The organism is Pseudomonas sp. IT-P258, from assembly GCF_949767825.1.
Taxonomy (GTDB): Bacteria; Pseudomonadota; Gammaproteobacteria; order Pseudomonadales; family Pseudomonadaceae; genus Aquipseudomonas; species Aquipseudomonas monachiensis.
In genome coordinates, this window is sequence record NZ_CATKPU010000065.1 from 375,931 (window position 1) to 397,803 (window position 21,873).

Annotated in this window: 19 protein-coding genes and 1 tRNA gene; 8 read left to right on the forward strand and 12 right to left on the reverse strand. The window is 59.8% G+C overall.

Annotated elements, in window-relative coordinates; translation table 11 throughout:
• The first annotated feature begins 29 nt into the window (after positions 1-29).
• The 6 genes from pal (at position 30) to nadA (ending at position 4,349) form a co-directional block, all read left to right on the forward strand.
• Positions 30-527, forward strand: a complete 498-nt coding sequence (pal, locus tag ACM6G4_RS22410; RefSeq protein ID WP_003178634.1) for a peptidoglycan-associated lipoprotein Pal — start codon at positions 30-32, stop codon at positions 525-527.
• A 6-nt stretch (positions 528-533) separates the two neighbouring features.
• On the forward strand, positions 534-1,373 hold the full coding sequence (ybgF, locus tag ACM6G4_RS22415) for a tol-pal system protein YbgF (RefSeq protein ID WP_414914647.1): 840 nt from the start codon (positions 534-536) through the stop codon (positions 1,371-1,373).
• A gap of 166 nt (positions 1,374-1,539) precedes the next feature.
• Entirely contained in the window at positions 1,540-2,187 is a 648-nt protein-coding gene (gene queE, locus ACM6G4_RS22420; protein WP_150754451.1) for a 7-carboxy-7-deazaguanine synthase QueE, read from the forward strand.
• 1 nt (position 2,188) lies between these two features.
• Positions 2,189-2,881 carry a 7-cyano-7-deazaguanine synthase QueC gene (queC, locus tag ACM6G4_RS22425; protein WP_056726031.1) on the forward strand — a complete coding sequence of 231 codons (693 nt, stop codon included), beginning with the start codon at positions 2,189-2,191 and terminating at the stop codon, positions 2,879-2,881.
• 63 nt (positions 2,882-2,944) lie between these two features.
• Positions 2,945-3,020 (forward strand) — tRNA-Lys (locus ACM6G4_RS22430).
• Positions 3,021-3,290: 270 nt separating this feature from the next.
• Entirely contained in the window at positions 3,291-4,349 is a 1,059-nt protein-coding gene (nadA, locus tag ACM6G4_RS22435) for a quinolinate synthase NadA (RefSeq protein WP_056726017.1), read from the forward strand.
• Between the two features lie 97 nt (positions 4,350-4,446).
• Here the strand turns inward: nadA and ACM6G4_RS22440 are convergent, their stop codons facing one another.
• The 12 genes from ACM6G4_RS22440 to arcD (ACM6G4_RS22495) all read right to left on the reverse strand — a co-directional run bounded on the left by ACM6G4_RS22440 (position 4,447) and on the right by arcD (ACM6G4_RS22495) (position 19,093).
• A complete protein-coding gene (locus tag ACM6G4_RS22440) occupies positions 4,447-4,935 on the reverse strand; it encodes an RDD family protein (RefSeq protein ID WP_414914648.1) in 489 nt (162 codons plus the stop codon).
• Positions 4,936-5,030: 95 nt separating this feature from the next.
• Positions 5,031-5,243, reverse strand: a complete 213-nt coding sequence (locus ACM6G4_RS22445; protein ID WP_007977299.1) for a cold-shock protein — start codon at positions 5,241-5,243, stop codon at positions 5,031-5,033.
• Between the two features lie 403 nt (positions 5,244-5,646).
• Positions 5,647-6,771 (reverse strand): glycine cleavage system aminomethyltransferase GcvT, encoded by a 1,125-nt coding sequence (gene gcvT / locus ACM6G4_RS22450; protein WP_414914649.1) that lies wholly within the window; start codon positions 6,769-6,771, stop codon positions 5,647-5,649.
• A gap of 36 nt (positions 6,772-6,807) precedes the next feature.
• Positions 6,808-8,184, reverse strand: coding sequence for an L-serine ammonia-lyase (locus ACM6G4_RS22455; RefSeq protein ID WP_414914650.1), 1,377 nt, complete (start codon positions 8,182-8,184; stop codon positions 6,808-6,810).
• Between the two features lie 187 nt (positions 8,185-8,371).
• Positions 8,372-11,239, reverse strand: coding sequence for an aminomethyl-transferring glycine dehydrogenase (gcvP, locus tag ACM6G4_RS22460; protein ID WP_409078379.1), 2,868 nt, complete (start codon positions 11,237-11,239; stop codon positions 8,372-8,374).
• Positions 11,240-11,250: 11 nt separating this feature from the next.
• Complete coding sequence (gcvH, locus tag ACM6G4_RS22465) at positions 11,251-11,634, reverse strand: glycine cleavage system protein GcvH (protein WP_008047373.1); 384 nt, start codon at positions 11,632-11,634, stop codon at positions 11,251-11,253.
• Between the two features lie 456 nt (positions 11,635-12,090).
• Positions 12,091-13,599 carry a sigma-54-dependent transcriptional regulator gene (locus ACM6G4_RS22470; RefSeq protein WP_056726005.1) on the reverse strand — a complete coding sequence of 503 codons (1,509 nt, stop codon included), beginning with the start codon at positions 13,597-13,599 and terminating at the stop codon, positions 12,091-12,093.
• A gap of 174 nt (positions 13,600-13,773) precedes the next feature.
• Complete coding sequence (locus ACM6G4_RS22475) at positions 13,774-14,136, reverse strand: DUF5064 family protein (protein WP_056726002.1); 363 nt, start codon at positions 14,134-14,136, stop codon at positions 13,774-13,776.
• A gap of 63 nt (positions 14,137-14,199) precedes the next feature.
• Positions 14,200-15,129, reverse strand: a complete 930-nt coding sequence (gene arcC, locus ACM6G4_RS22480) for a carbamate kinase (RefSeq protein WP_046042230.1) — start codon at positions 15,127-15,129, stop codon at positions 14,200-14,202.
• 136 nt (positions 15,130-15,265) lie between these two features.
• Positions 15,266-16,276 carry an ornithine carbamoyltransferase gene (locus ACM6G4_RS22485; RefSeq protein ID WP_056726000.1) on the reverse strand — a complete coding sequence of 337 codons (1,011 nt, stop codon included), beginning with the start codon at positions 16,274-16,276 and terminating at the stop codon, positions 15,266-15,268.
• An 81-nt stretch (positions 16,277-16,357) separates the two neighbouring features.
• Entirely contained in the window at positions 16,358-17,614 is a 1,257-nt protein-coding gene (gene arcA / locus ACM6G4_RS22490; protein WP_056725998.1) for an arginine deiminase, read from the reverse strand.
• Positions 17,615-17,665: 51 nt separating this feature from the next.
• Complete coding sequence (gene arcD, locus ACM6G4_RS22495; RefSeq protein ID WP_056725997.1) at positions 17,666-19,093, reverse strand: arginine-ornithine antiporter; 1,428 nt, start codon at positions 19,091-19,093, stop codon at positions 17,666-17,668.
• Between the two features lie 440 nt (positions 19,094-19,533).
• On the opposite strand from arcD (ACM6G4_RS22495), the gene arcD (ACM6G4_RS22500) reads away from it, so the two are divergent.
• Both arcD (ACM6G4_RS22500) and ACM6G4_RS22505 read left to right on the forward strand, forming a co-directional pair.
• Complete coding sequence (gene arcD / locus ACM6G4_RS22500) at positions 19,534-20,961, forward strand: arginine-ornithine antiporter (protein ID WP_414914651.1); 1,428 nt, start codon at positions 19,534-19,536, stop codon at positions 20,959-20,961.
• Complete coding sequence (locus ACM6G4_RS22505; RefSeq protein ID WP_414914652.1) at positions 20,958-21,821, forward strand: DNA-3-methyladenine glycosylase family protein; 864 nt, start codon at positions 20,958-20,960, stop codon at positions 21,819-21,821. The genes arcD (ACM6G4_RS22500) and ACM6G4_RS22505 overlap by 4 nt, the downstream gene beginning before the upstream one ends.
• The last annotated feature ends 52 nt before the right edge of the window (positions 21,822-21,873 follow it).

Genomic DNA, 21,873 nt, shown 5'->3' on the forward strand with positions numbered 1-21,873 from the left:
ACACACTGGGGTTCATTAGGAGTTTCACGATGGAAATGCTGAAGTTTGGTAAATTTGCTGCGCTGGCACTGGCCATGGCTGTAGCTGTAGGTTGCTCGTCCAAAGGCGGCGACAATGCCGGTGAAGGCGCGGTAGATCCAAACGCTGGTTACGGCGCAAACACTGGTGCAGTTGACGGCTCCCTGAGCGAAGAAGCTGCACTGCGCGCTATCACCACTTTCTACTTCGAATACGACAGTTCGGACCTGAAGCCAGAAGCCATGCGCGCTCTGGACGTTCACGCCAAAGACCTGAAAGCAAACGGCGCTCGCGTTGTTCTGGAAGGCAACACCGACGAACGTGGTACTCGTGAGTACAACATGGCACTGGGCGAGCGTCGTGCGAAAGCCGTTCAGCGCTACCTGGTACTGCAAGGTGTTTCCCCAGCTCAGCTGGAACTGGTTTCCTACGGCGAAGAGCGTCCAGTTGCTACCGGCAACGACGAGCAGTCCTGGGCTCAAAACCGTCGCGTCGAACTGCGTAAGTAATTCGTCATGCGAACGTGCCGTCGTGCTGTAACTGTCCTGGCTCTCAGCCTCGCGCCGCTAGCGGTGTGGGCTGCGGTTCCTGTGGTCGATAATGACTCCGGCTATAACACTAGCGGGAGCAGTTATCCGCCTGCAGGTTACGGTACGAACGGCGCCTATGCCGGGGGAGGGGTTTCGGCCCCTGTCTCGGCACAGGGCGAGCTGTTCAACCAACTGCAATCAATGCAGCAACAGATCGAGCGCCAGCAAGGTGCGATCGAGGTTCTGCAAAATGATGTAGCGCGCATGAAGCAGGAAAACCTGGAGCGATACCAGGATCTTGATCGGCGCATAGGAACCGGCGTTGCACCAGCCGCGACTCCTGAAAATTCTTCCACCGGTGGTGATATGAATGCCGCTGGTGCAGCAGCAGGTGCGGCAGCAGGCGCAGCCGCCGCTCAAGCACCTGCCGCGGGTAGCGAGCCGGCGGATCCGGCGAAGGAAAAGCTCTATTACGATGCGGCCTTCGACCTGATCAAGGCGAAGGATTTCGACAAGGCCAGCCAGGCTTTTGCCGCTTTCCTGCGCAAATACCCGAACAGCCAGTACGCGGGCAACGCCCAATACTGGTTGGGCGAAGTGAACCTGGCCAAAGGCGATCTGCATGGCGCGGGTCAGGCATTTGCCAAGGTTTCGCAGCTGTATCCCAAGCACGCCAAAGTGCCGGACTCGCTGTACAAGCTTGCTGATGTAGAGCGTCGCCTGGGTCATACCGACCGGGTCAAAGGCATTCTGCAGCAGGTGGTGTCCCAATATCCGGGCACTTCCGCCGCTCAGCTGGCCCAGCGCGATCTGCAAAAAATGTAAGCCTGCTTGACCCGTTTCAAAGAAACCCGCGCTTGTCGCGGGTTTTTTCGTTAGAATTCACGCCCTTTTTATGAAACACGCTTTTAGGGGCCTGCGCTTTGCCGGGGTTCCTTCAAGTGCCTGACGGAGGCGGACAGCCTGTTTAGCTGTTACGCCCGTGGCGACTATGCAAGACACATTGAGAATCACCGAAGTTTTCTACTCGTTGCAGGGTGAAACGCGGACTGCCGGCCTGCCCACTGTTTTTGTGCGCCTGACCGGTTGCCCCCTGCGTTGCCAATACTGCGACAGCGCCTACGCGTTCACCGGCGGAACCATTCGCACCCTCGACGACATCCTCGAGCAGGTTGCAGGGTTTCGCCCGCGTTATGTCTGCGTCACGGGCGGCGAGCCCCTGGCACAGCCAAACGCCATTCCCTTGCTCAAGCGCTTGTGTGACGCCGGTTACGAAGTGTCACTGGAAACCAGTGGCTCCATCGATATCTCGGCAGTAGATTCCCGGGTCAGTCGCGTTGTCGACCTGAAAACCCCGGGTTCGAAGGAAGCACACCGCAATCGCTATGAAAACATTGAGCTGCTCACGCCCAACGATCAGGTGAAGTTTGTCATCTGCTCGCGAGAGGACTATGACTGGTCCGTTTCCAAGCTGATCCAGTACGGTCTCAACCTGCGTGCCGGTGAAGTCCTGTTCTCCCCAAGTCACCATGATCTCAATGCCCGGGATCTGGCGGATTGGGTGGTGGCGGACAACCTGCCAGTGCGTTTGCAACTGCAGCTGCATAAATATCTATGGAATGACGAGCCGGGGCGCTGAAATGACTGAACAACTCAATACTGCTGAAAAACGTGCGGTCATCCTGCTGTCCGGTGGCCTGGATTCGGCGACCGTCGTGGCCATGGCTCGTGCCGAAGGCTATAGCTGCTACACCATGAGCTTCGACTACGGTCAGCGCTCTCACGCCGAACTGTACGCCGCCGAGCGTGTGGCACGGGACTTGGGTGTGGTCGAGCACAAGGTGATCGGCCTGAACCTGAACGGCATGGGTGGCTCGGCGCTGACTGACCGCAGCATCGATATTCCGGAAGAGTTGGGTGAGGGCATTCCGGTGACTTACGTGCCTGCGCGTAACACGGTGTTCCTGTCCCTGGCCCTGGGCTGGGCAGAAGTGCTCGGCGCACGGGACATCTTCATCGGCGTCAATGCGGTGGATTACTCCGGTTACCCAGACTGCCGTCCCGAGTTCATCGAGTCGTTCGAGCGCATGGCCAACCTGGCAACCAAAGCCGGCGTGGAAGGCAATGGCTTCCGCATCCAGGCACCGCTGCAAAACCTCAGCAAGGCGCAGATCGTCCAGGCCGGCGTGAAGCTTGGCGTGAACTACGGACTGACCGTTTCCTGCTATCAGGCCGACGATAACGGTCGTGCATGTGGCAAGTGCGACAGCTGCCGACTGCGTGCAGAAGGCTTTGCGGCGGCCGGAATCAGCGATCCAACCCCTTATTTTTGATTTATTTCAAAATAGGTGTTGAATAGTCCTTAAAAATCAGTATTATACGCGCCACCACACAGCGGGTCGTTAGCTCAGTTGGTAGAGCAGTTGGCTTTTAACCAATTGGTCGTAGGTTCGAATCCCACACGACCCACCATTTTTGGCGGTTTAGAAAATCCGGAAGGCCCACGCAAGTGAGGATTTCCGGGTTTTTTTTTGCCTGCGATTCCTGTCCGCTTCGTTGCAGGCTGCTACCCATCACGCAGGTCAGAATCACCTTTTGCATCCGTCGGATATTCTGTAGCCTTGCGCAGCTTCAACGCTGTCCGTGCCTGATGAATACTCACTTTCCCGGCGGTACCCTGAAGGGTACGGAGCCGGGTGTATACTCGACTTTCGCGCGAATGCGCCTGCAGGTCTTGCGAACATGACGCAAATTTCCGAACGCCTTCTGGTTCAAGCCCACCTCGACGCCAAACAGCCCAAGCCGCTGACCGCCGATGAAGAGGCTTATTACCGTGCCGCCATCGCTGCCGAGCTCAAGGCTCAGGACGCGGTGCTGGTGGCCCACTTCTATTGTGACCCTGTCATTCAGGCGCTGGCCGAAGAGACGGGCGGTTGTGTCTCCGACTCGCTTGAAATGGCCCGTTTCGGCAATGCCCATCCGGCCAAGACCGTGGTCGTCGCCGGCGTGAAGTTCATGGGTGAAACCGCCAAGATCCTCAACCCGGAAAAACGCGTGCTGATGCCGACGCTTGAAGCGACCTGTTCGCTCGACCTGGGTTGCCCGGTGGACGAATTTTCCGCGTTCTGCGATCAACACCCGGAGCGCACGGTGGTGGTGTACGCCAACACTTCCGCTGCGGTAAAGGCCCGAGCGGATTGGGTGGTGACTTCAAGCTGTGCGCTGGAAATCGTCGAAAGCCTGATGGACAACGGCGAGACCATCATCTGGGGCCCGGACAAGCACCTGGGGACCTACATCCAGCGCCAGACCGGTGCCGACATGCTGCTATGGGACGGTGCCTGCATCGTTCACGAAGAGTTCAAATCCAAGCAGCTTGAAGACATGAAGGCGCTGTACCCGGATGCTGCGATTCTGGTGCACCCGGAGTCGCCGACCTCGGTGATCGAATTGGCGGACGCCGTGGGTTCCACCAGTCAGTTGATCGCGGCGGCACAGAGCCTGCCGAACAAGACACTCATCGTCGCGACCGACCGTGGCATCTTCTACAAGATGCAGCAGCTGTGCCCGGACAAGGTCTTTATCGAGGCCCCAACGGCGGGTAACGGCGCCGCATGCCGCAGTTGTGCGCATTGCCCGTGGATGGCCATGAACACCCTTGAGCGCACGCTCAGGGCGTTGAAGGAAGGGTCGAACGAGATCTTTGTCGACCCGGCGCTGATTCCGCAAGCTATTCGCCCGCTCAAGCGCATGCTTGATTTCACCCAGGCGGCACGGATGAAGCTGGCCGGTAACGCTTAAAGGCCAGAAAGCAAAAGATCGCAGCCTTCGGCAGCTCCTACAGGGTTTTGCATTCCCTTGTAGGAGCTGCCGCAGGCTGCGATCTTTTTTATGGGCGTTACTTTTGTTTCTTTGGAATACGTACGAGCCGGGTATTGGAGTAGATGTCATGCCAGCTGCGTTTCTGCTTGTCGAACAGCGACCAGAAGAATCCCAGGCCAACACACAGCAGTGAAGCAATCGACACCAAAAAGCGCAGCAGCGCCTGCAAAAGGCTGATGGACGAGCCATCGGCATTCTGCACGCGGATGCACCAGACCTGCATGCCCAGGGTCTGACCGGACCAGGTCCAGAATTTGGCGAAGAAGCCGAACAATACAAACAACAGGACTGTGGAGAGCAGGGGGTCGCCGTCCAAGGCGCCGGCTTCGGTCAGGATGCGCATCCTTTCTTCGCCGATGATCGCCATCTGGATCATCTTGTAGATGCCGCTGGTGACGATCAGCAGGGCTGTGCACAGCAGGAAATCATAGAACATGGCTGCCAGGCGACGACCCAGGCCAGCGGCGGGGAACTCGCCCTGGGGGGTAAGCAGGTGTTTCGACATGGCAGGCTCTCGGCAAAAAAAGAAGCCATTTTACGGATTTATGCACACAAAAAAGCCCCTGATGTCAGCATCAGGGGCTTTTTCGTTACAGAAGATTAGGCTTCTGCTTGTACTTCGTCAGCCTGCATGCCTTTCTGGCCCTGCACAGCGATGAAAGTCACTTTCTGGCCTTCTTTCAGGCTTTTGAAGCCGTTGCCCTGGATGGCGCGGAAATGCACGAACAGATCCGGACCGCTTTCAGGAGTGATAAAACCAAAACCTTTCTCGTCGTTAAACCACTTGACGGTACCGCTCTGACGTTGGGACATTTCTTATTTCCTTTGACGCAAAAAATTAATGACAGTCTCCTTCTCATGAAAGAGTACTGGGGCTGGTTGCAGGAGAGTAAGAAGACGTCGAACGGGATGTAGCTAACTTGTAGGCTACTGCCCAGGTCACGATTCCAAGCGACCCATGCAAACACAGTGAACAAACTCTACGCCAACTACGGGAGAAAAAACAAGCCCCGTGAAGGCCCCGGATTTCCTCAGGTTGCTGGCAAAGTCAGTCCACTAGTGGGGCCTTATTCTCTAACCTCGTTCAATTGTTTTCGATCGTTATAAGCAAAGTTCATAATCGAAGCTTAGAGCCAAACATTGCACTATTTTATGGCGGTTGCGTTACACATTAGTGCACAGTTAACGCAACCGCGTTACTTATAGGAACAGTCAATCAACCACGATAGTAGCGTTGTGGAACAAATGGCATTTTGCTTACAAGCAAAGGCACCTTTTTCCCACGAACGATTGCCCAGACCGGTGTGTCCAGTGCGATGTAGGCACTGTCGACATAACCCATGGCCAGCGGCCCACCCAGGGTCGGCCCGAAACCACCGCTGCAGACGCTGCCGATGATGTCGCCGGCTTCGTTGACGATCTCGGCGCCTTCACGCACGGGTGTACGTTCCTGTGGTAGCAGACCTACACGTTTGCGGTTCACGCCTGCCTGTTGCTGGGCAAATACGGTTTCGGCGCCAGGGAAGCCGCCGGCCCGTGCGCCATCAGCGCGACGTGGCTTGGAGATCGCCCACAGCAGGCTTGCCTCGATCGGGGTGGTGTCGGTGTTCATGTCATGGCCGTACAGGCACAGGCCGGCTTCCAGGCGCAGGGAGTCACGAGCGCCAAGGCCGATGGCGGCCACTTCCGGTTCGGCCAGCAGGGCACGAGCCAGGGCTTCGGCGTTGGCGGCGGGTACGGAAATTTCATAGCCGTCTTCACCGGTGTAACCCGAACGGCTGACAAAGCAGTCCACGCCCAGCAGCTTCACGCGGGCGAACTGCATGAAGGTCATCTTTGCCACTTCCGGCGCCAGACGCGCCAGTACAGTGACTGCCGCCGGGCCTTGCAGGGCGAGCAGGGCACGCTCTTCGAACAGCGGCTCGATGCTGCACTGGTCGCCGATGTGCTTGCGAAGGTGGGCCAGGTCCTGATCCTTGCAGGCGGCGTTGACCACCAGGAACAGTTCGTCGTTACCCAGGTTGGCGACCATCAGGTCGTCGAGGATGCCGCCGGTCTCGTTAGTGAACATGGCGTAACGCTGCATGCCCACTGGCAGGTCGATGATGTCCACCGGCACCAGGCTTTCCAGGGCTTTGGCGGCATTGTCGCCGGTCAGGCGGATCTGGCCCATGTGCGAGACATCGAACAGCCCGGCCTGGTCGCGGGTGTGCTGGTGTTCTTTCATCACGCCCAGCGGGTACTGCACGGGCATGTCGTAGCCGGCGAAGGGCACCATGCGGGCGCCGAGTTCAATGTGCAGTGCGTGCAACGGAGTTTTCAACAGTTGTTCGGTGGACATATTCAGCTCCTGAAGAAGGGTGCAGATGAGCGCGCATCAGCACTCGATAATGTTGACCGCCAAACCGCCACGGGCGGTTTCCTTGTATTTGCTTTTCATGTCGGCGCCGGTCTGGCGCATGGTGCGGATGACCTTGTCGAGGGAGACGAAGTGTTGTCCGTCGCCGCGCAGAGCCATGCGCACGGCATTGATGGCCTTGACCGAACCCATGGCGTTGCGCTCGATGCAAGGCACTTGCACCAGCCCGCCAATCGGGTCGCAGGTCAGTCCGAGGTTGTGTTCCATGCCGATTTCCGCGGCGTTTTCCACTTGTTGCACAGTGCCGCCAAGCACTTCGCACAAGGCACCGGCGGCCATCGAGCAGGCGACGCCGACTTCACCCTGACAGCCGACTTCGGCGCCGGAGATGGAGGCGTTTTCCTTATACAGAATGCCGATGGCTGCGGCGGTCAGCAGGAATCGCACCACGCCGTCGTCATTGGCGCCGGGGATAAAGCGCATGTAGTAGTGCAATACCGCTGGAATGATCCCCGCCGCACCGTTGGTGGGCGCCGTTACGACGCGCCCGCCGTTGGCGTTCTCCTCGTTGACCGCCAAGGCGTAGAGGTTGACCCAATCGAGCACCGACAGCGGGTCGCGCAACGACGATTCCGGGTTCTTGCACAACTGCCGATGCAGCGCGGCGGCCCGGCGCTTGACCTTCAAACCGCCGGGCAGGATGCCTTCATTGCGGCATCCGGCGGCGACGCAGTCCTGCATCACTTGCCAGATTTTCAGCAGGCCGGCGCGGGTTTCCGCTTCCGGGCGCCAGGCGCTTTCGTTGGTCAGCATCACCTGGCTGATCGACAGCCCGTATTTGACGCAATGACCGAGAAGATCCTTGGCACTCTTGAACGGAAAGGTCAGGGGGGTGGCGTCTTCGACGATGCGGTCGGCGCCGGCGGCGTCCTCATCGACCACAAAACCGCCGCCGACCGAGTAGTACTCGCGGCTGCGGATCTGCAGGCCCGCTGCGTCGAAGGCGCGAAAAATCATGCCGTTGGGGTGATAGGGCAACGGTTTGCGAATCATCGCCAGGTGTTCTTTCTCGTTGAACGCAATGCTGTGTTCACCGAGCAGGTTCAAGCGGCCGTTGCTGCGAATCTCTTGCAGGCGCGCAGCGACGGTTTCTGTATCCACGGTGTCCGGGTGTTCGCCTTCCAGGCCCAGCAGCACAGCCTTGTCACTGCCGTGGCCTTTGCCGGTGGCACCGAGCGAGCCGTACAGCTCGACTTTGACACAGGTGGTGGCCGTCAGCAGCCCTTCACGGCGCAAGCCTTCGACGAAACGCGCAGCGGCGCGCATCGGGCCGACGGTGTGGGAGCTGGAGGGGCCGATGCCAATCTTGAACAGGTCGAACACGCTTAACGACATGGTGGTTCTCCGGTTTCTTGTTATAGGCGTATCACGGGAGATGCTTTGCGTAGGAGCTGCCGCAGGCTGCGATCTTTTGATCCTGTTTTTTCAAGATCAAGATCAAAAGATCGCAGCCTGCGGCAGCTCCTACAGGAGGTTTGCGGTGTTCTTGAGTGGGGCGGATCAATCCGCCCCACTCATTCGTTTAAGCGTAGCTTTCGATCGACGGGCAAGCGCAGACCAGGTTGCGGTCGCCAAACACGTTGTCGACGCGACCGACCGGCGGCCAGTACTTGCCTTCGATCAGCGACGCAACCGGGTACACCGCTTGCTCACGGCTGTACGGGTGCGACCACTCGCCCACCAGCTCCTTGGCGGTGTGCGGCGCGTTTTTCAGCGGGTTGTCGTCCTTGTCCAGGGTGCCGTTTTCCACTGCGCGGATTTCTTCGCGGATGCGGATCATGGCGTCGCAGAAGCGGTCCAGTTCTTCCTTGGATTCACTTTCGGTCGGTTCGATCATCAACGTGCCGGCCACCGGGAACGACATGGTCGGTGCGTGGAAGCCGAAGTCGATCAGGCGCTTGGCGACGTCATCGACGCTGATGCCGCTGCTGTCTTTCAGTGGACGCAGGTCGAGGATGCACTCGTGCGCCACCAGGCCATTGCTGCCGGTGTACAGAACCGGGTAGTGCTCTTCGAGGCGACGGGAGATGTAGTTGGCATTGAGGATCGCCAGCTGCGAAGCACGCTTGAGGCCCGCGCCACCCATCATACGAATGTACATCCAGGTGATCGGCAGAATGCTCGCGCTGCCGAACGGTGCCGCGCAAACGGCGCCTTCCTTGCGCTCCATCTGGGCGTGGCCTGGCAGGAATGGCGCCAGGTGCGATTTCACACCGATCGGGCCGACGCCCGGGCCGCCACCGCCGTGGGGGATGCAGAAGGTCTTGTGCAGGTTCAGGTGCGAAACGTCGCCGCCGAACTTACCCGGGGCGCAGAGGCCGACCATGGCGTTCATGTTGGCGCCGTCGATGTACACCTGGCCGCCGTTGTCATGAACGATGCCACAGATTTCGCGGATGCCTTCTTCGAACACGCCGTGGGTCGACGGGTAGGTGATCATCAGTGCGGCGAGATGTTCGCGGTGCTCGATCGCCTTGGCGCGCAGGTCTTCGATGTCGACGTTGCCACGGGCATCGCAGGCGGTGACGACGACACGCATGCCGGCCATCTGTGCGGTGGCCGGGTTGGTGCCGTGGGCCGACGACGGGATCAGGCAGATGTCGCGACGGTCTTCGCCACGGCTCTGGTGGTAGGCACGGATCGCCAGCAGACCGGCGTATTCACCCTGGGAGCCGGCGTTCGGTTGCAAGGATACCGAGTCGTAGCCGGTTGCAGCGCAAAGCATTGCTTCCAGTTCGTCGGTCAGTTGCTGGTAGCCGGCGCTTTGCTCGGCCGGGGCGAACGGGTGCAGGGCGCCGAACTCGGCCCAGGTTACCGGGATCATTTCGCTGGCAGCGTTGAGTTTCATGGTGCACGAACCCAGCGGGATCATGGTGCGGTCCAGCGCCAGGTCCTTGTCCGCCAGTTTGCGCAGGTAGCGCATCAGCTCGGTTTCCGAGTGATAGCGGTTGAACACCGGGTGGCTGAGGATCGGCGACTGACGCACCAGCGCTGCCGGAATGGTGCTGGTGACCGAGGCGGCGAGGGCGGCGAAGTCCGGCAGGGCCTTGCCGTCGGACAGCAGGCTCCACAGGGTTTCAACGTCGGCCTGGGTGGTGGTTTCGTCCAGGGACAGGCCCAGGCGTTCGCCATCGACCACGCGCAGGTTGATGCGCTGGGCGTGTGCCTTGTCGTGCAGGGCGGTGGTTTGCGCGCCGGTCTTCACGGTCAGGGTGTCGAAGAAGCTCGCTTGCTCGACGCTCAGGCCCAGTGCGCTCAAGCCTTTGGCCAGGATTGCGGTCAGGTGATGTACGCGGTTGGCGATCTGCGTCAGGCCTTTCGGACCGTGGTACACGGCGTACATGCTGGCGATGTTGGCCAACAGCACTTGCGCGGTGCAGATGTTCGACGTGGCTTTCTCGCGACGGATGTGTTGCTCGCGGGTCTGCATGGCCAGGCGCAGGGCCGGGTTGCCGAAACGGTCTACGGAAACACCGACAAGTCGGCCCGGCATGTCACGCTTGAATGCGTCCTTGGTGGAGAAGTAAGCCGCGTGCGGGCCACCGAAGCCCAGTGGCACGCCGAAGCGCTGTGCGCTGCCGATAGCCACATCGGCGCCGAATTCGCCCGGTGCGGTCAGCACGGTCAGGGCCAGCAGGTCGGCAGCCACGGCAACGAGGGCGTTGGCGGCGTGGAAGCGTTCGGTCAGCTCGCGGTAATCGAACACGTCACCGTTGCTCGCCGGGTATTGCAGCAGCGCGCCGAAGAATGGCGTTACGTCAGTCAGTTCGCGCTCGTCGCCAACCACCACGTCGATGCCCAAAGGCTCGGCACGGGTGCGCAGTACGTCGAGGGTTTGCGGGTGGCAATGCACGGAGGCGAAGAATGCGTGGCTGCCCTTGTTCTTGCTCAGGCGCTTGCAGAAGGTCATGGCTTCGGCCGCGGCGGTGGCTTCGTCCAGCAACGAGGCGTTGGCGATCGGCAGGCCGGTGAGGTCGCTGATCAGCGTCTGGAAGTTCAGCAGCGCTTCGAGACGGCCTTGGGAGATTTCTGGCTGATACGGGGTGTAGGCGGTGTACCAGGCCGGGTTTTCCAGCAAGTTGCGCAGGATCGGCGACGGCGTGTGGGTGCCGTAGTAACCCTGGCCGATGAAGGTCTTGAACAACTGGTTTTTAGTCGCGATGGACTTGATCAAGGCCAGGGCATCGGCTTCGCTCAAGCCGTCTTCCAGGCCGAGGACACTGGTGCCCTTGATGCTGTCGGGAATCACGCTGGCGCTCAGGGCTTCCAGGGAGTCGAAACCGAGGCTGTTGAGCATGGCTTGCTCGTCACCGGCGCGCGGGCCGATGTGACGTGCGATGAATTCGTTGGCGGTACTTATGTTTACAACGGCAGGATTAATCTGGGTCATGTCAGTGCTCCTCAGGCTTCGGCTTGGGCTTTGATAAGACGGTCGTAGGCGTCCTGATCCAGCAGTTGGGCGACTGCCGAGGCGTCGCTTGGCTGGAAGCGGAAGAACCAGCCTTCACCCAGCGGATCTTCGTTGACCAGTTCAGGGCTGCTGTCCAGCGCCGGGTTCACTTCCAGCACTTCGCCGTCCAGCGGCATGTACACGCCGCTGGCAGCCTTTACCGATTCCACGGTGGCGGCTTCGGCGCCTTTGTCGTAGGACTGCAGCTCAGGCAGTTGAACGAAAACCACGTCGCCCAGGGCATTCTGTGCGAAAGCGGTGATGCCGACCGTGACGCTGCCGTCAGCTTCGGTGCGCAGCCATTCGTGATCTTCAGTAAAACGCAACTCGCTCATGGAAACTCCTAAGGGGCCAGACTCGTCTGGTGGACGCGATTGAATGCTTGGGCAATGCCCGGTTTATGCGGGAGTACATAGCAAGAACGCGGCCAACGTTGTTTTTATTGTTATTGATCAATGATTTAGGTGGTTTCGACAAAGGCTGAAAATCAATCGTTGTAGCGAAATCGATACGGCATATGTCAATGATAAAAGCCGAGGTGGATCAAAGCCTTGCACAGCCGTGATCGGAGAGGGGTGTAGCGATATCGTTCCGCTGTAGCGCTTTCAGTACAGGTGGAGGTCGTTTTTAAACAGGTGAAGAAGTTTTCGAAGTGACAATCCGTTCCGTAGGAGCTGCCGCAGGCTGCGATCTTGTCGCAGGCACCATAAGATCAAAGTCAAAAGATCGCAGCCTGCGGCAGCTCCTACACAGGTTGGTGTACACAGCCCACCATCTGTCGACGCAAGGCTTCAAGTCTTGTTGGGAATCCCGTACTTGCGCAACCGATGGGCAATCGCCGTGTGGGAAGTTTGCAGGCGGGTCGCGAGTTGCCGGGTCGAGGGATAGCTGGCGTAGAGTTTTTCCAGCAGGGTTTTCTCGAACTCGTCCATGGCCTGTTCCAGGCTGTCGACGTCATGGTCGCCCTGGCGGGCCACCGAGGTGCCGGCGATGTCGAGGTCGCCGATGTCCACCAGGCTGCTTTCGCAAATCGCCGCGGCGCGGAAGATCACATTCTGCAATTGCCGCACGTTGCCCGGCCAGCGGTTGCCCAGCAGCGCCGGGTAAGTGCCCGGCGCCAGGCGACAGGTCGGGCGCTGGATCTGCGCACAGGCCTGCTGCATGAAGTAGCGGGCCAGCAGCAGGATGTCCTGGCCGCGCTCGCGCAGGGGCGGCACTTCGACGTTGAGGACGTTGAGGCGGTAGAACAGGTCTTCGCGGAACAGCCCTTCGCTGACCATCTTCTCCAGGTCGCGGTGGGTGGCGCTGAGGATCCGTACGTTGACCTTGACCTCACGGTCGCCGCCGACCCGGCGAAAACTGCCGTCGTTGAGGAAACGCAGCAATTTGGCCTGCAAGTACGGCGACATCTCGCCGATCTCGTCGAGAAACACCGTGCCCTGGTTGGCCAGTTCCATCAGCCCCGGCTTACCACCCCGTTGTGCGCCGGTGAAGGCGCCGGGGGCGTAGCCAAACAGTTCACTTTCGGCGAGGTTCTCTGGCAATGCCGCGCAGTTCAACGCCAGAAAGGGGGAGCTGTGCCGGGCGCTGATGGCGTGGCAGGCGCGGGCCACCAGCTCCTTGCCGGTGCCGGTTTCGCCCTGGATCAGCAGCGGTGCATCGAGGGCCGCCACCCGCTGGGCGCGCGCCTTGAGGGTGCGGATCACCGGGGACTCGCCGAGCAAGGCATCGAAACCTTCGGCGTGGTCATGGTGCAGCGCGGAAAGGCGTTCGCCGATGCGGTTCGGTTGGTACAGGGTCAGCAGGGCGCCGGCGTCGGTGATCGGCGTGGCGTCGAGCAACAGGGTCTGGCCGTTGACGGTAATTTCCCGCAGCGGCAGGCGAAAGCCGTGTTCGAGCAGGGCGTCGAGCAACGCCGGGTCGGCAAACAGGTCGCCCACGCTTTCACCGTCCGGTTCGCGACCGTACAGGGCGATCAGGGCCGGGTTGGCCAGCAGCACCTTGCCGTCGCTGTCCAGTGCCAGCACCGGGTCGGTCATGGCTGCCAGCAAGGCGTCGAGCTGCAAGTGCCGGCGCTGGCCGGGCAGGATGTCGACCACCGTCACCGCTTGCACGCCACGCACGCTGAACAGGGCATCGCGCAGTTCCTCGAGGACTTGCGGGCTCAGGGTCGGGGCGTCGATATAGACATTGGGCGGGACCATTTCCACCGCATCCAGGTTCAGATTGCGCCCGCCGAGCAGGGCCAGGACTTCCTGGGTGATACCGACGCGGTCGATGAAGCTGACGTGGATACGCATGGGGCGGTCTTGGGGTCTGCAGTGCGAAGGGTGGCAAGTATGCCTTGGAGGAGGGGGCAGGTGAAATGTCGATGGGGTATGGCTTGAAAAGATCGCAGCCTTCGGCAGCTCCTACGCCGAACGCATTCCCCTGTAGGAGCTGCCGAAGGCTGCGATCTTTTGATCTTCCAAACGTTATTCCAGGTGCTCGGGTTTGACCGGGTCGCCCGATTTCATGTTCAACTGCACCCGCACGTCTTCGAACATTGCGTCGTAATGTTTGTGGATCGAACCGATGTTGCTATGGGTTTTCGGGATGCCATGCTTCTCGGCAATCTTGGTGACGTTGCTGGCGAAGTTGTAGGCCATGTCCTTGGGCAGGAAGAACGTCTCGCTCATGTCCTTGCCCTGGATGTTGCCGTGCATCTTGAACTGCATCCCCTTGCCTTCCTTGGGATCCTGGGCGATTTCATAGTCGATGCAGATGTTGTAGCTGACGTCATCCTTGTTCAGCGCGTGTCGCTCGATGTGCAGGTGACCCGGCTCGAACGTTGCCATTGTTGACTCTCCTTCAAAAGATCTTGAATCAGGGCAAGCCTCAGGCCTGCCCCGCAGTTTCGTTTACTGATAGCTGATGCCCGGTGTCGCCGTACTGATGCGCGTGCCGGCCTTGCCCTGGACGATCGCTTCGATGTCCGCGAGCGAACCGATCACTGCGACTTTCCCAGTATGGCGTGCGAATTCGCAGGCTGCCTGCACCTTCGGTCCCATGGAGCCGGCGGCGAAGCCGAGTTTTTCCATTTCGTCGGGGTGGGCCTGGGCGATGGCTTTCTGCGTGGGTTTGCCAAAGTCGATGAAGGCGGCGTTGACGTCGGTGGCGATCACCAGCAGATCGGCTTCAAGCTGTTCGGCCAGCAGCGCCGAGCACAGATCCTTGTCGATGACCGCTTCGACGCCCTCGAGTTTGCCGGGCGAGGTATACATGGTCGGAATGCCGCCACCGCCGGCGCAGATCACGATGCTGCTTTTTTCCAGCAGCCATTTGATCGGGCGGATTTCGAAGATGCGCTTCGGTTTCGGGCTGGCGACCACGCGACGGTATTTGTCGCCGTCCGGGGCAATGGCCCAGCCTTTCTCGGCGGCCAGTGCTTCGGCCTCATCCTTGGTATAGACAGGGCCGATGGGTTTGGTGGGGTTCTTGAAGGCCGGGTCATTGGCATCGACTTCGACCTGGGTCAGCAAGGTCGCGAAGGGCACTTCGAAGTCCAGCAGGTTGCCCAGTTCCTGTTCGATGATGTAGCCGATCATGCCTTCGGTTTCGGCACCGAGCACGTCCAGCGGGTAGGGCGAAACCGAGGTGTAGGCCGCCGCCTGCAAAGACAGCAGGCCGACCTGAGGGCCATTGCCGTGGGCGATGACCAATTGGTTGCCGGGATGGATCTTGGCGATCTGTTCGGTGGCGATCCGGATGTTGGCGCGCTGGTTGTCAGCGGTCATGGGTTCGCCCCGGCGGAGCAGGGCATTACCGCCCAGAGCAACGACGATACGCATGGTGCAGTCCTTCTAGAGTAGGAGCTGCCGAAGGCTGCGATCTTTTGATCTTGCTACTGATCTTCAAAGATCAAAAGATCGCAGCCTTCGGCAGCTCCTACGGGTCAGTGAGCGATCAAGAGGACATGATCAGCCGTTATAGATCCGCCAGCGTCGACACCAGAATCGCCTTGATGGTGTGCATGCGGTTTTCCGCTTGCTCGAAGGCGATGCAGGCCGGCGACTCGAACACGTCATCGGTCACTTCGATGCCGTTGTTCAGGAACGGGTACTGCTCGGCAATCTGCTTGCCGATCTTGGTGTCGCTGTTGTGGAACGCCGGCAGGCAGTGCATGAACTTGGTGCGCGGATTGCCGGTGGCTTTCATCAGTTCGGCGTTGACCTGATACGGCAGCAGTTGCTGGATGCGCTCGGCCCAGGCTTCGACCGGCTCGCCCATCGACACCCAGACGTCGGTGTGGATGAAGTCCACGCCCTTGACCGCGGCTTTCGGGTCTTCGGTGAGGGTGATGCGCGCGCCGCTTTCTTCGGCGTACTGTTTGCAGCGAGCCACCAGGTCGTCCGCCGGCCACAGGGCTTTTGGCGCGCAGATGCGCACGTCCATGCCGAGCTTGGCGCCGATCAGCAGCAGGGAGTTGCCCATGTTGTTGCGCGCGTCGCCCAGGTAGACGTAGCTGATCTCGTGGATCGGCTTGTCGGCGTGCTCGCGCATGGTCAGCACGTCGGCGATCATTTGTGTCGGGTGATACTCGTCGGTCAGGCCGTTGAACACCGGTACGCCGGCGAACTTGGCCAGCTCCTCGACGATTTCCTGTTTGAAGCCACGGTACTCGATAGCGTCGTACATGCGCCCGAGTACGCGGGCGGTGTCCTTCATGCTTTCCTTGTGGCCGATCTGCGAGGAGTTCGGGTCGATGTAGGTGACGTTGGCGCCCTGGTCATAGGCTGCAACTTCGAACGCGCAGCGGGTGCGGGTCGAGGTTTTTTCGAAGATCAGCGCGATGTTGTTGCCCTTGAGATGCTGCTGTTCGGTGCCGGTGTACTTGGCACGCTTGAGGTCGCGGGACAGGTCGAGCAGGTAACGCAATTCGCGAGGGGTGTGGTGTTCCAGGCTCAGCAGATTGCGGTTATGGATATTGAACGCCATTTTGGATCTCCTAAGGTGTCGGTTATCCCCTTGGCCTGCGCATGCCCTTGGGTAGAGGGCCGCGCGGGCCAAGGTAATAGGTTAGTAGTCAATCGGGTCGCGGATGATCGGGCAGGTCATGCAATGGCCGCCGCCCCGTCCCCGGCCGAGTTCGCCGGCGCTGATGGTGATCACTTCCACACCGGCCTTGCGCATCAGGGTGTTGGTGTAGGTATTGCGGTCGTAGCCGATGACCACGCCCGGTTCCACGGCCACTACGTTGTTGCCGTCGTCCCATTGCTCGCGTTCGGCGGCGAAACTGTTGCCGCCGGTTTCCACCACGCGCAACGCCTTGAGGTTCAGGGCCTGGGCCACGGTGTCGAGGAAGTTGGTTTCTTCTCGGCGGATGTCGATGCCACCGGCCTTGCTTTCATCGGGACGCAGGGTGAAGGCGACAATCTGGTTCACCACTTCCGGGAAGATCGTGACGAGGTCGCGATCGCAGAAGCTGAACACGGTGTCCAGGTGCATCGCCGCGCGGGATTTCGGCAGGCCGGCAACGATCACTTTCTCGACCGCCTTGTTTTTGAACAGGTTCACCGCCAGTTGGGCAATGGCCTGGCGCGACGAACGCTCTCCCATGCCGATCAACACCACGCCGTTGCCGATCGGCATCACGTCGCCACCCTCAAGGGTGGAGTTGCCGTGGTCTTTGTCCGGGTCGCCGTACCAGATCTGGAAGTCGGCGTTGGTGAACTCGGGGTGGAACTTGTAGATGGCGGTGGTCAGCAGGGTTTCCTGACGGCGCGCCGGCCAGTACATCGGGTTGAGGGTGACGCCGCCGTAGATCCAGCAGGTGGTATCGCGGGTGAACTGGGTGTTGGGCAGCGGCGGCAGGATGAAGCTGGAGTGGCCGAGGAAGTCGCGGAACATCTCGATGGCCTTGCCGCCGAAACTGGTGGGCAAATCGTCACCCGATACGCCGCCGATCAGGAACTCGGCGATGTGACGTGGCTCCAGGCTGCGCAGCCACGAAGCGGTTTCGTTGATCAGGCCCAGGCCCACCGAGTTGGCGGTGATCTTGCGTTCCAGAATCCAGTCCAGGGCTTCGGGAATGGCGACGATGTCGGTCAGCAGGTTGTGCATTTCCAGTACATCGACGTTGCGTTCGCGCATCTTGGTAACGAAGTCGAAGTGGTCGCGCTTGGCCTGGGCCACCCACAGCACATCGTCGAACAGCAGTTCATCGCAGTTGTTCGGGGTCAGCCGCTGATGGGCCAGGCCTGGGGAGCAAACCATGACTTTGCGCAGTTTGCCGGCTTCGGAATGGACGCCGTACTTAACTTTTTCCGTGGTCATTACAGTGATCCTCCAGATGACAAAACAGGGTTGTGCTTCTAGAAACAGGAGTTAAAGGGTCAGGAAGCCGTCATAGAGGCCGTAGGCCGCCACCACGGCGCCGACGACCACCGCAGCGAAAATCAGCTTCTCGACGTTGGTGAAAACCGGTTTGTTGATTTCCAGCTTGGCCTTTGCAAAAAGGATCACGCCGGGGGCGTAGAGCAGGGCGGACAGCAACAGGTATTTGGTGCCGCCGGCGTACAGCAGCCAGATCGCGTAGATCAGGGCCACGGCACCGATGATTAGATCCTTCTGCCGCTCGCCCGCCGCGCCTTCGTAGCTTTCGCCACGCACCGCCAACAGCAACGCATAGGCCGCCGACCACAGGTACGGCACCAGGATCATCGAGGTGGCGAGGTAGATCAGCGACAGGTAAGTGCTGGCCGAGAACAGCGTGATGATCAGGAAAACCTGGACCATGGCGTTGGTCAGCCACAGGGCATTGACCGGTACATGGTTGGCGTTTTCCTTGCGCAAAAACGCCGGCATGGTGTGGTCCTTGGCGGCGGCGAACATGATCTCCGCGCACAGCAGCACCCACGACAGCAGCGCCCCCAGCAACGAGATGATCAAACCGACACTGATCAGCACCGCGCCCCAGTGACCGACCACGTGTTCCAGCACGGCGGCCATTGACGGGTTCTGCAGTTTGGCCAGTTCCGGCTGGGTCATGATCCCCAGCGACAGCACATTCACCAGGACCAAAAACAGCAGCACGGTGACGAAGCCGATCACGGTGGCTTTACCCACGTCACTGCGTTTTTCCGCCCGGGCCGAAAAGATGCTCGCGCCTTCGATGCCGATGAACACCCACACGGTGACCAGCATCATCTTGCGCACCTGGTCCATCACGCTGCCCAGGTCCGGGTTCTTCAGGCCCCAGATGTCAGCGGTGAAGATGTCCAGTTTGAAGGCGAACAAGGCGATCAGCATGAACAGTAGCAGCGGCACGATCTTGGCGACGGTGGTCACCAGGTTGATGAACGCTGCTTCCTTTATTCCTCGCAGTACGAGGAAATGCACGGCCCAGAGCAGCACCGAGGCACCGATCACGGCAGCAGGGGTATTCCCCTCCCCAAATAGCGGAAAGAAATAGCCGAGCGTGCTGAACAACAAGACGAAGTAACCGACGTTGCCCAGCCAGGCACTGATCCAGTACCCCCAGGCGGACGAGAAGCCCATGTAGTCGCCGAAACCGGCCTTGGCGTAGGCGTAGACCCCGCCATCAAGATCGGGTTTGCGATTGGCCAGGGTCTGGAACACGAACGCCAGGGTGAGCATGCCAACGGCAGTGATCGCCCAACCGATCAGAATGGCGCCGACATCCGCGCTGGCGGCCATGTTTTGTGGCAGGGAAAAGATCCCGCCACCAATCATCGAACCCACGACTAACGCGACCAGCGCGCCGAGTTTGAGTTTTCCGGGAGCTTCAGACATTGCATGACTCCAATGCAGGAGAAGAGAAACAACAGACTAATTCCGTTGAATATCAAATCAGCTGACTTAGATCACAAAATGAGAGCTTTTCCAGTTTTTAGCGAAGTGCCATCATTTGCAGGGCGGCTGTCTGTAATGCTTGTTCTAGAGCCTTTTGTGGATTATTTAAGTACTTTTAGAATTTGTTTCGAATTATGACGCTAGTTGGTTTTTCAAAAATCGCAACTTTTCCTCGCGGGTTTTTTGTACAAAATTGATGTATTGGAAAAACCTATACAACAAATGATTATATCGGCGCCTCTAATAGCCGTTTTGTGCAAGTAAAAGACCTATGTTGGCGTTATCCAATAAACGTTATTACTCTTCAACAGTTTAATTGACGCCCGTTATGTGACGATCTCGCGGCAGTTGTCGCCCCTCAGAAAAATGGAGATGCAACGATGGCGCAATCACCGAACAAGCTTCGCCTGAGCGCCTTGATCGCGTTGGTGGTGGGTTCGATGATCGGTGGCGGGATTTTTTCCCTGCCGCAAAACATGGCGGCCAGGGCCGATGCCGGGGCGATCCTGATCGGTTGGGCAATCACCGCCGTTGGCATGCTGACCCTTGCGTTCGTGTTCCAGACCCTGGCCAATCGCAAGCCGGAACTGGACTCCGGGGTGTACGCCTATGCCAAGGCCGGGTTTGGCGACTACATGGGCTTTTCTTCGGCCTGGGGCTACTGGATCAGCGCCTGGCTGGGCAACGTCGGCTACTTCGTGCTGCTGTTCAGCACCCTCGGTTATTTCGTTCCGGTCTTTGGTGAAGGCAACACGCCGATCGCCATCGTCTGCGCTTCGGTGCTGCTCTGGACCGTGCATTTTGTGGTGATGCGCGGGATCAAGGAGGCGGCGTTCATCAACCAGGTGACCACGGTGGCGAAGATCGTGCCGCTGATCATGTTCATTGTGATCGCCGCCGTGGCGTTCAAGGCGGACATCTTTACCCTCGATATCTGGGGACGCAACAACCCGGAATTCGGCAGTGTGATGGATCAGGTTCGACACATGATGCTGGTCACCGTGTTCGTGTTCATCGGTATCGAGGGCGCCAGTGTCTATTCGGCCCGGGCAGAGAAACGCTCCGACGTGGGCCGCGCGACGGTGATCGGGTTCATTGGGGTATTGGCGCTGCTGGTGCTGGTGAACGTGCTGTCGCTGGGGATCATGACCCAGCCGCAACTGGCGAAACTGCAGAACCCCTCGCTGGCGGCGGTGCTTGAACATATCGTCGGCCCTTGGGGGGCGTTGCTGATCAGCGTTGGCCTGGCGATTTCGCTATTGGGGGCCTTGTTGTCCTGGGCGCTGCTGTGCGCCGAAATCCTGTTCGCCACGGCGAAAGACAAGACCATGCCGGCATTCCTGACCAAGGAAAACGCCAACCGTGTGCCGGTCAATGCGATGTGGCTGACCAACTCGATGATCCAGTTGTTCCTGCTGATCACGCTGTTTTCCGCCGGCACCTACACCAGCCTGATTTATCTGGCGTCCTCGATGATTCTGGTGCCGTACCTGTGGTCGGCGGCCTATGCGGTGTTGTTGTGCGCACGGGGTGAAACCTACCAACAGGCACCCGCCGAACGGATCAAGGACCTGCTGATCGGTGGCATCGCCCTGGGCTACGCGGTGTGGCTGCTGTATGCCGGCGGCCTGAAGTATTTGCTGCTGTCGGCGTTGCTGTATGCGCCGGGTGTGATCCTGTTCGCCAAGGCTCGTAACGAGCAGGGCAAGCCGCTGTTCACGGTGGTCGAGAAAGGCATTTTCACCTGTGTCATCGGGGGGGCGGGGTTGGCGGCTTATGGATTGTACAGCGGGGTGCTCAGCCTGTGAGGGTGTTGCTGGAATACCAGCCGCCCTTTGACTGGCCGGCGTTGCTGGGGTTCTTGTCGGCGCGGGCGATCGTGGGTCTGGAAAGGGTGGTCGAGGGTGTGTACTCGCGCAGCATCGACTTGCATGGCGTACACGGTACGTTTTCGATCCAGCCTGCCGCATCCGATGCGCTTGAGCTGACCCTGGACTTTCCGGATGCTGGTGCCGTGCCCGAGATCGTTGCGCGAGTGCGGCGAATGTTCGACCTGGATGCCGAGCTGTCCACGATTCACCGGCACCTGGCGGTTGATCCGCTGATGGCGCGGTTGATTGCCGAACGCCCGGGCCTGCGCGTACCGGGAGCGTGGGATGGGCTGGAACTGGCGATCCGCGCGGTACTGGGGCAGCAGATTACGGTGGTGGCGGCGATCCGGTTGGCGGGCAAACTGGTAGCGCGGTACGGCACACCGTTAAATTCAGCATTGCCGGGAGTGACCCATGTTTTTCCCCAGGCCAGGGTTTTGGCAGACGCAGATCTGGCGACGCTGGGCATGCCGAAAAGCCGAGGCCGGACCTTGTCGGGGGTGGCTCAGGCATTGCTCGATGATCCGCGATTGTTTGAGCCCGGCCGGGAAGGGGGCATAGCGCGGTTGCTGGCCTTGCACGGGATTGGTGACTGGACGGCGCAATACATTGCCTTGCGTCAGTTGCGGGAGATGGACGGGTTTCCCAATGGTGATGTGGGGCTGATCAATGCGATGGCGGCACTGGAGGGTGGGCCGGTGACAGCGAAGCAGTTGCTGTTGCGGGCTGAAGGGTGGCGGCCTTATCGAGGGTATGCGGCGCAGGTGTTGTGGACTTCCTTGAGTCGGGTGGACTGAGCTGATCTGGTTTTTGTGTTGCTGTTTCTGGCGCCATCGTCGGAACGCCGCC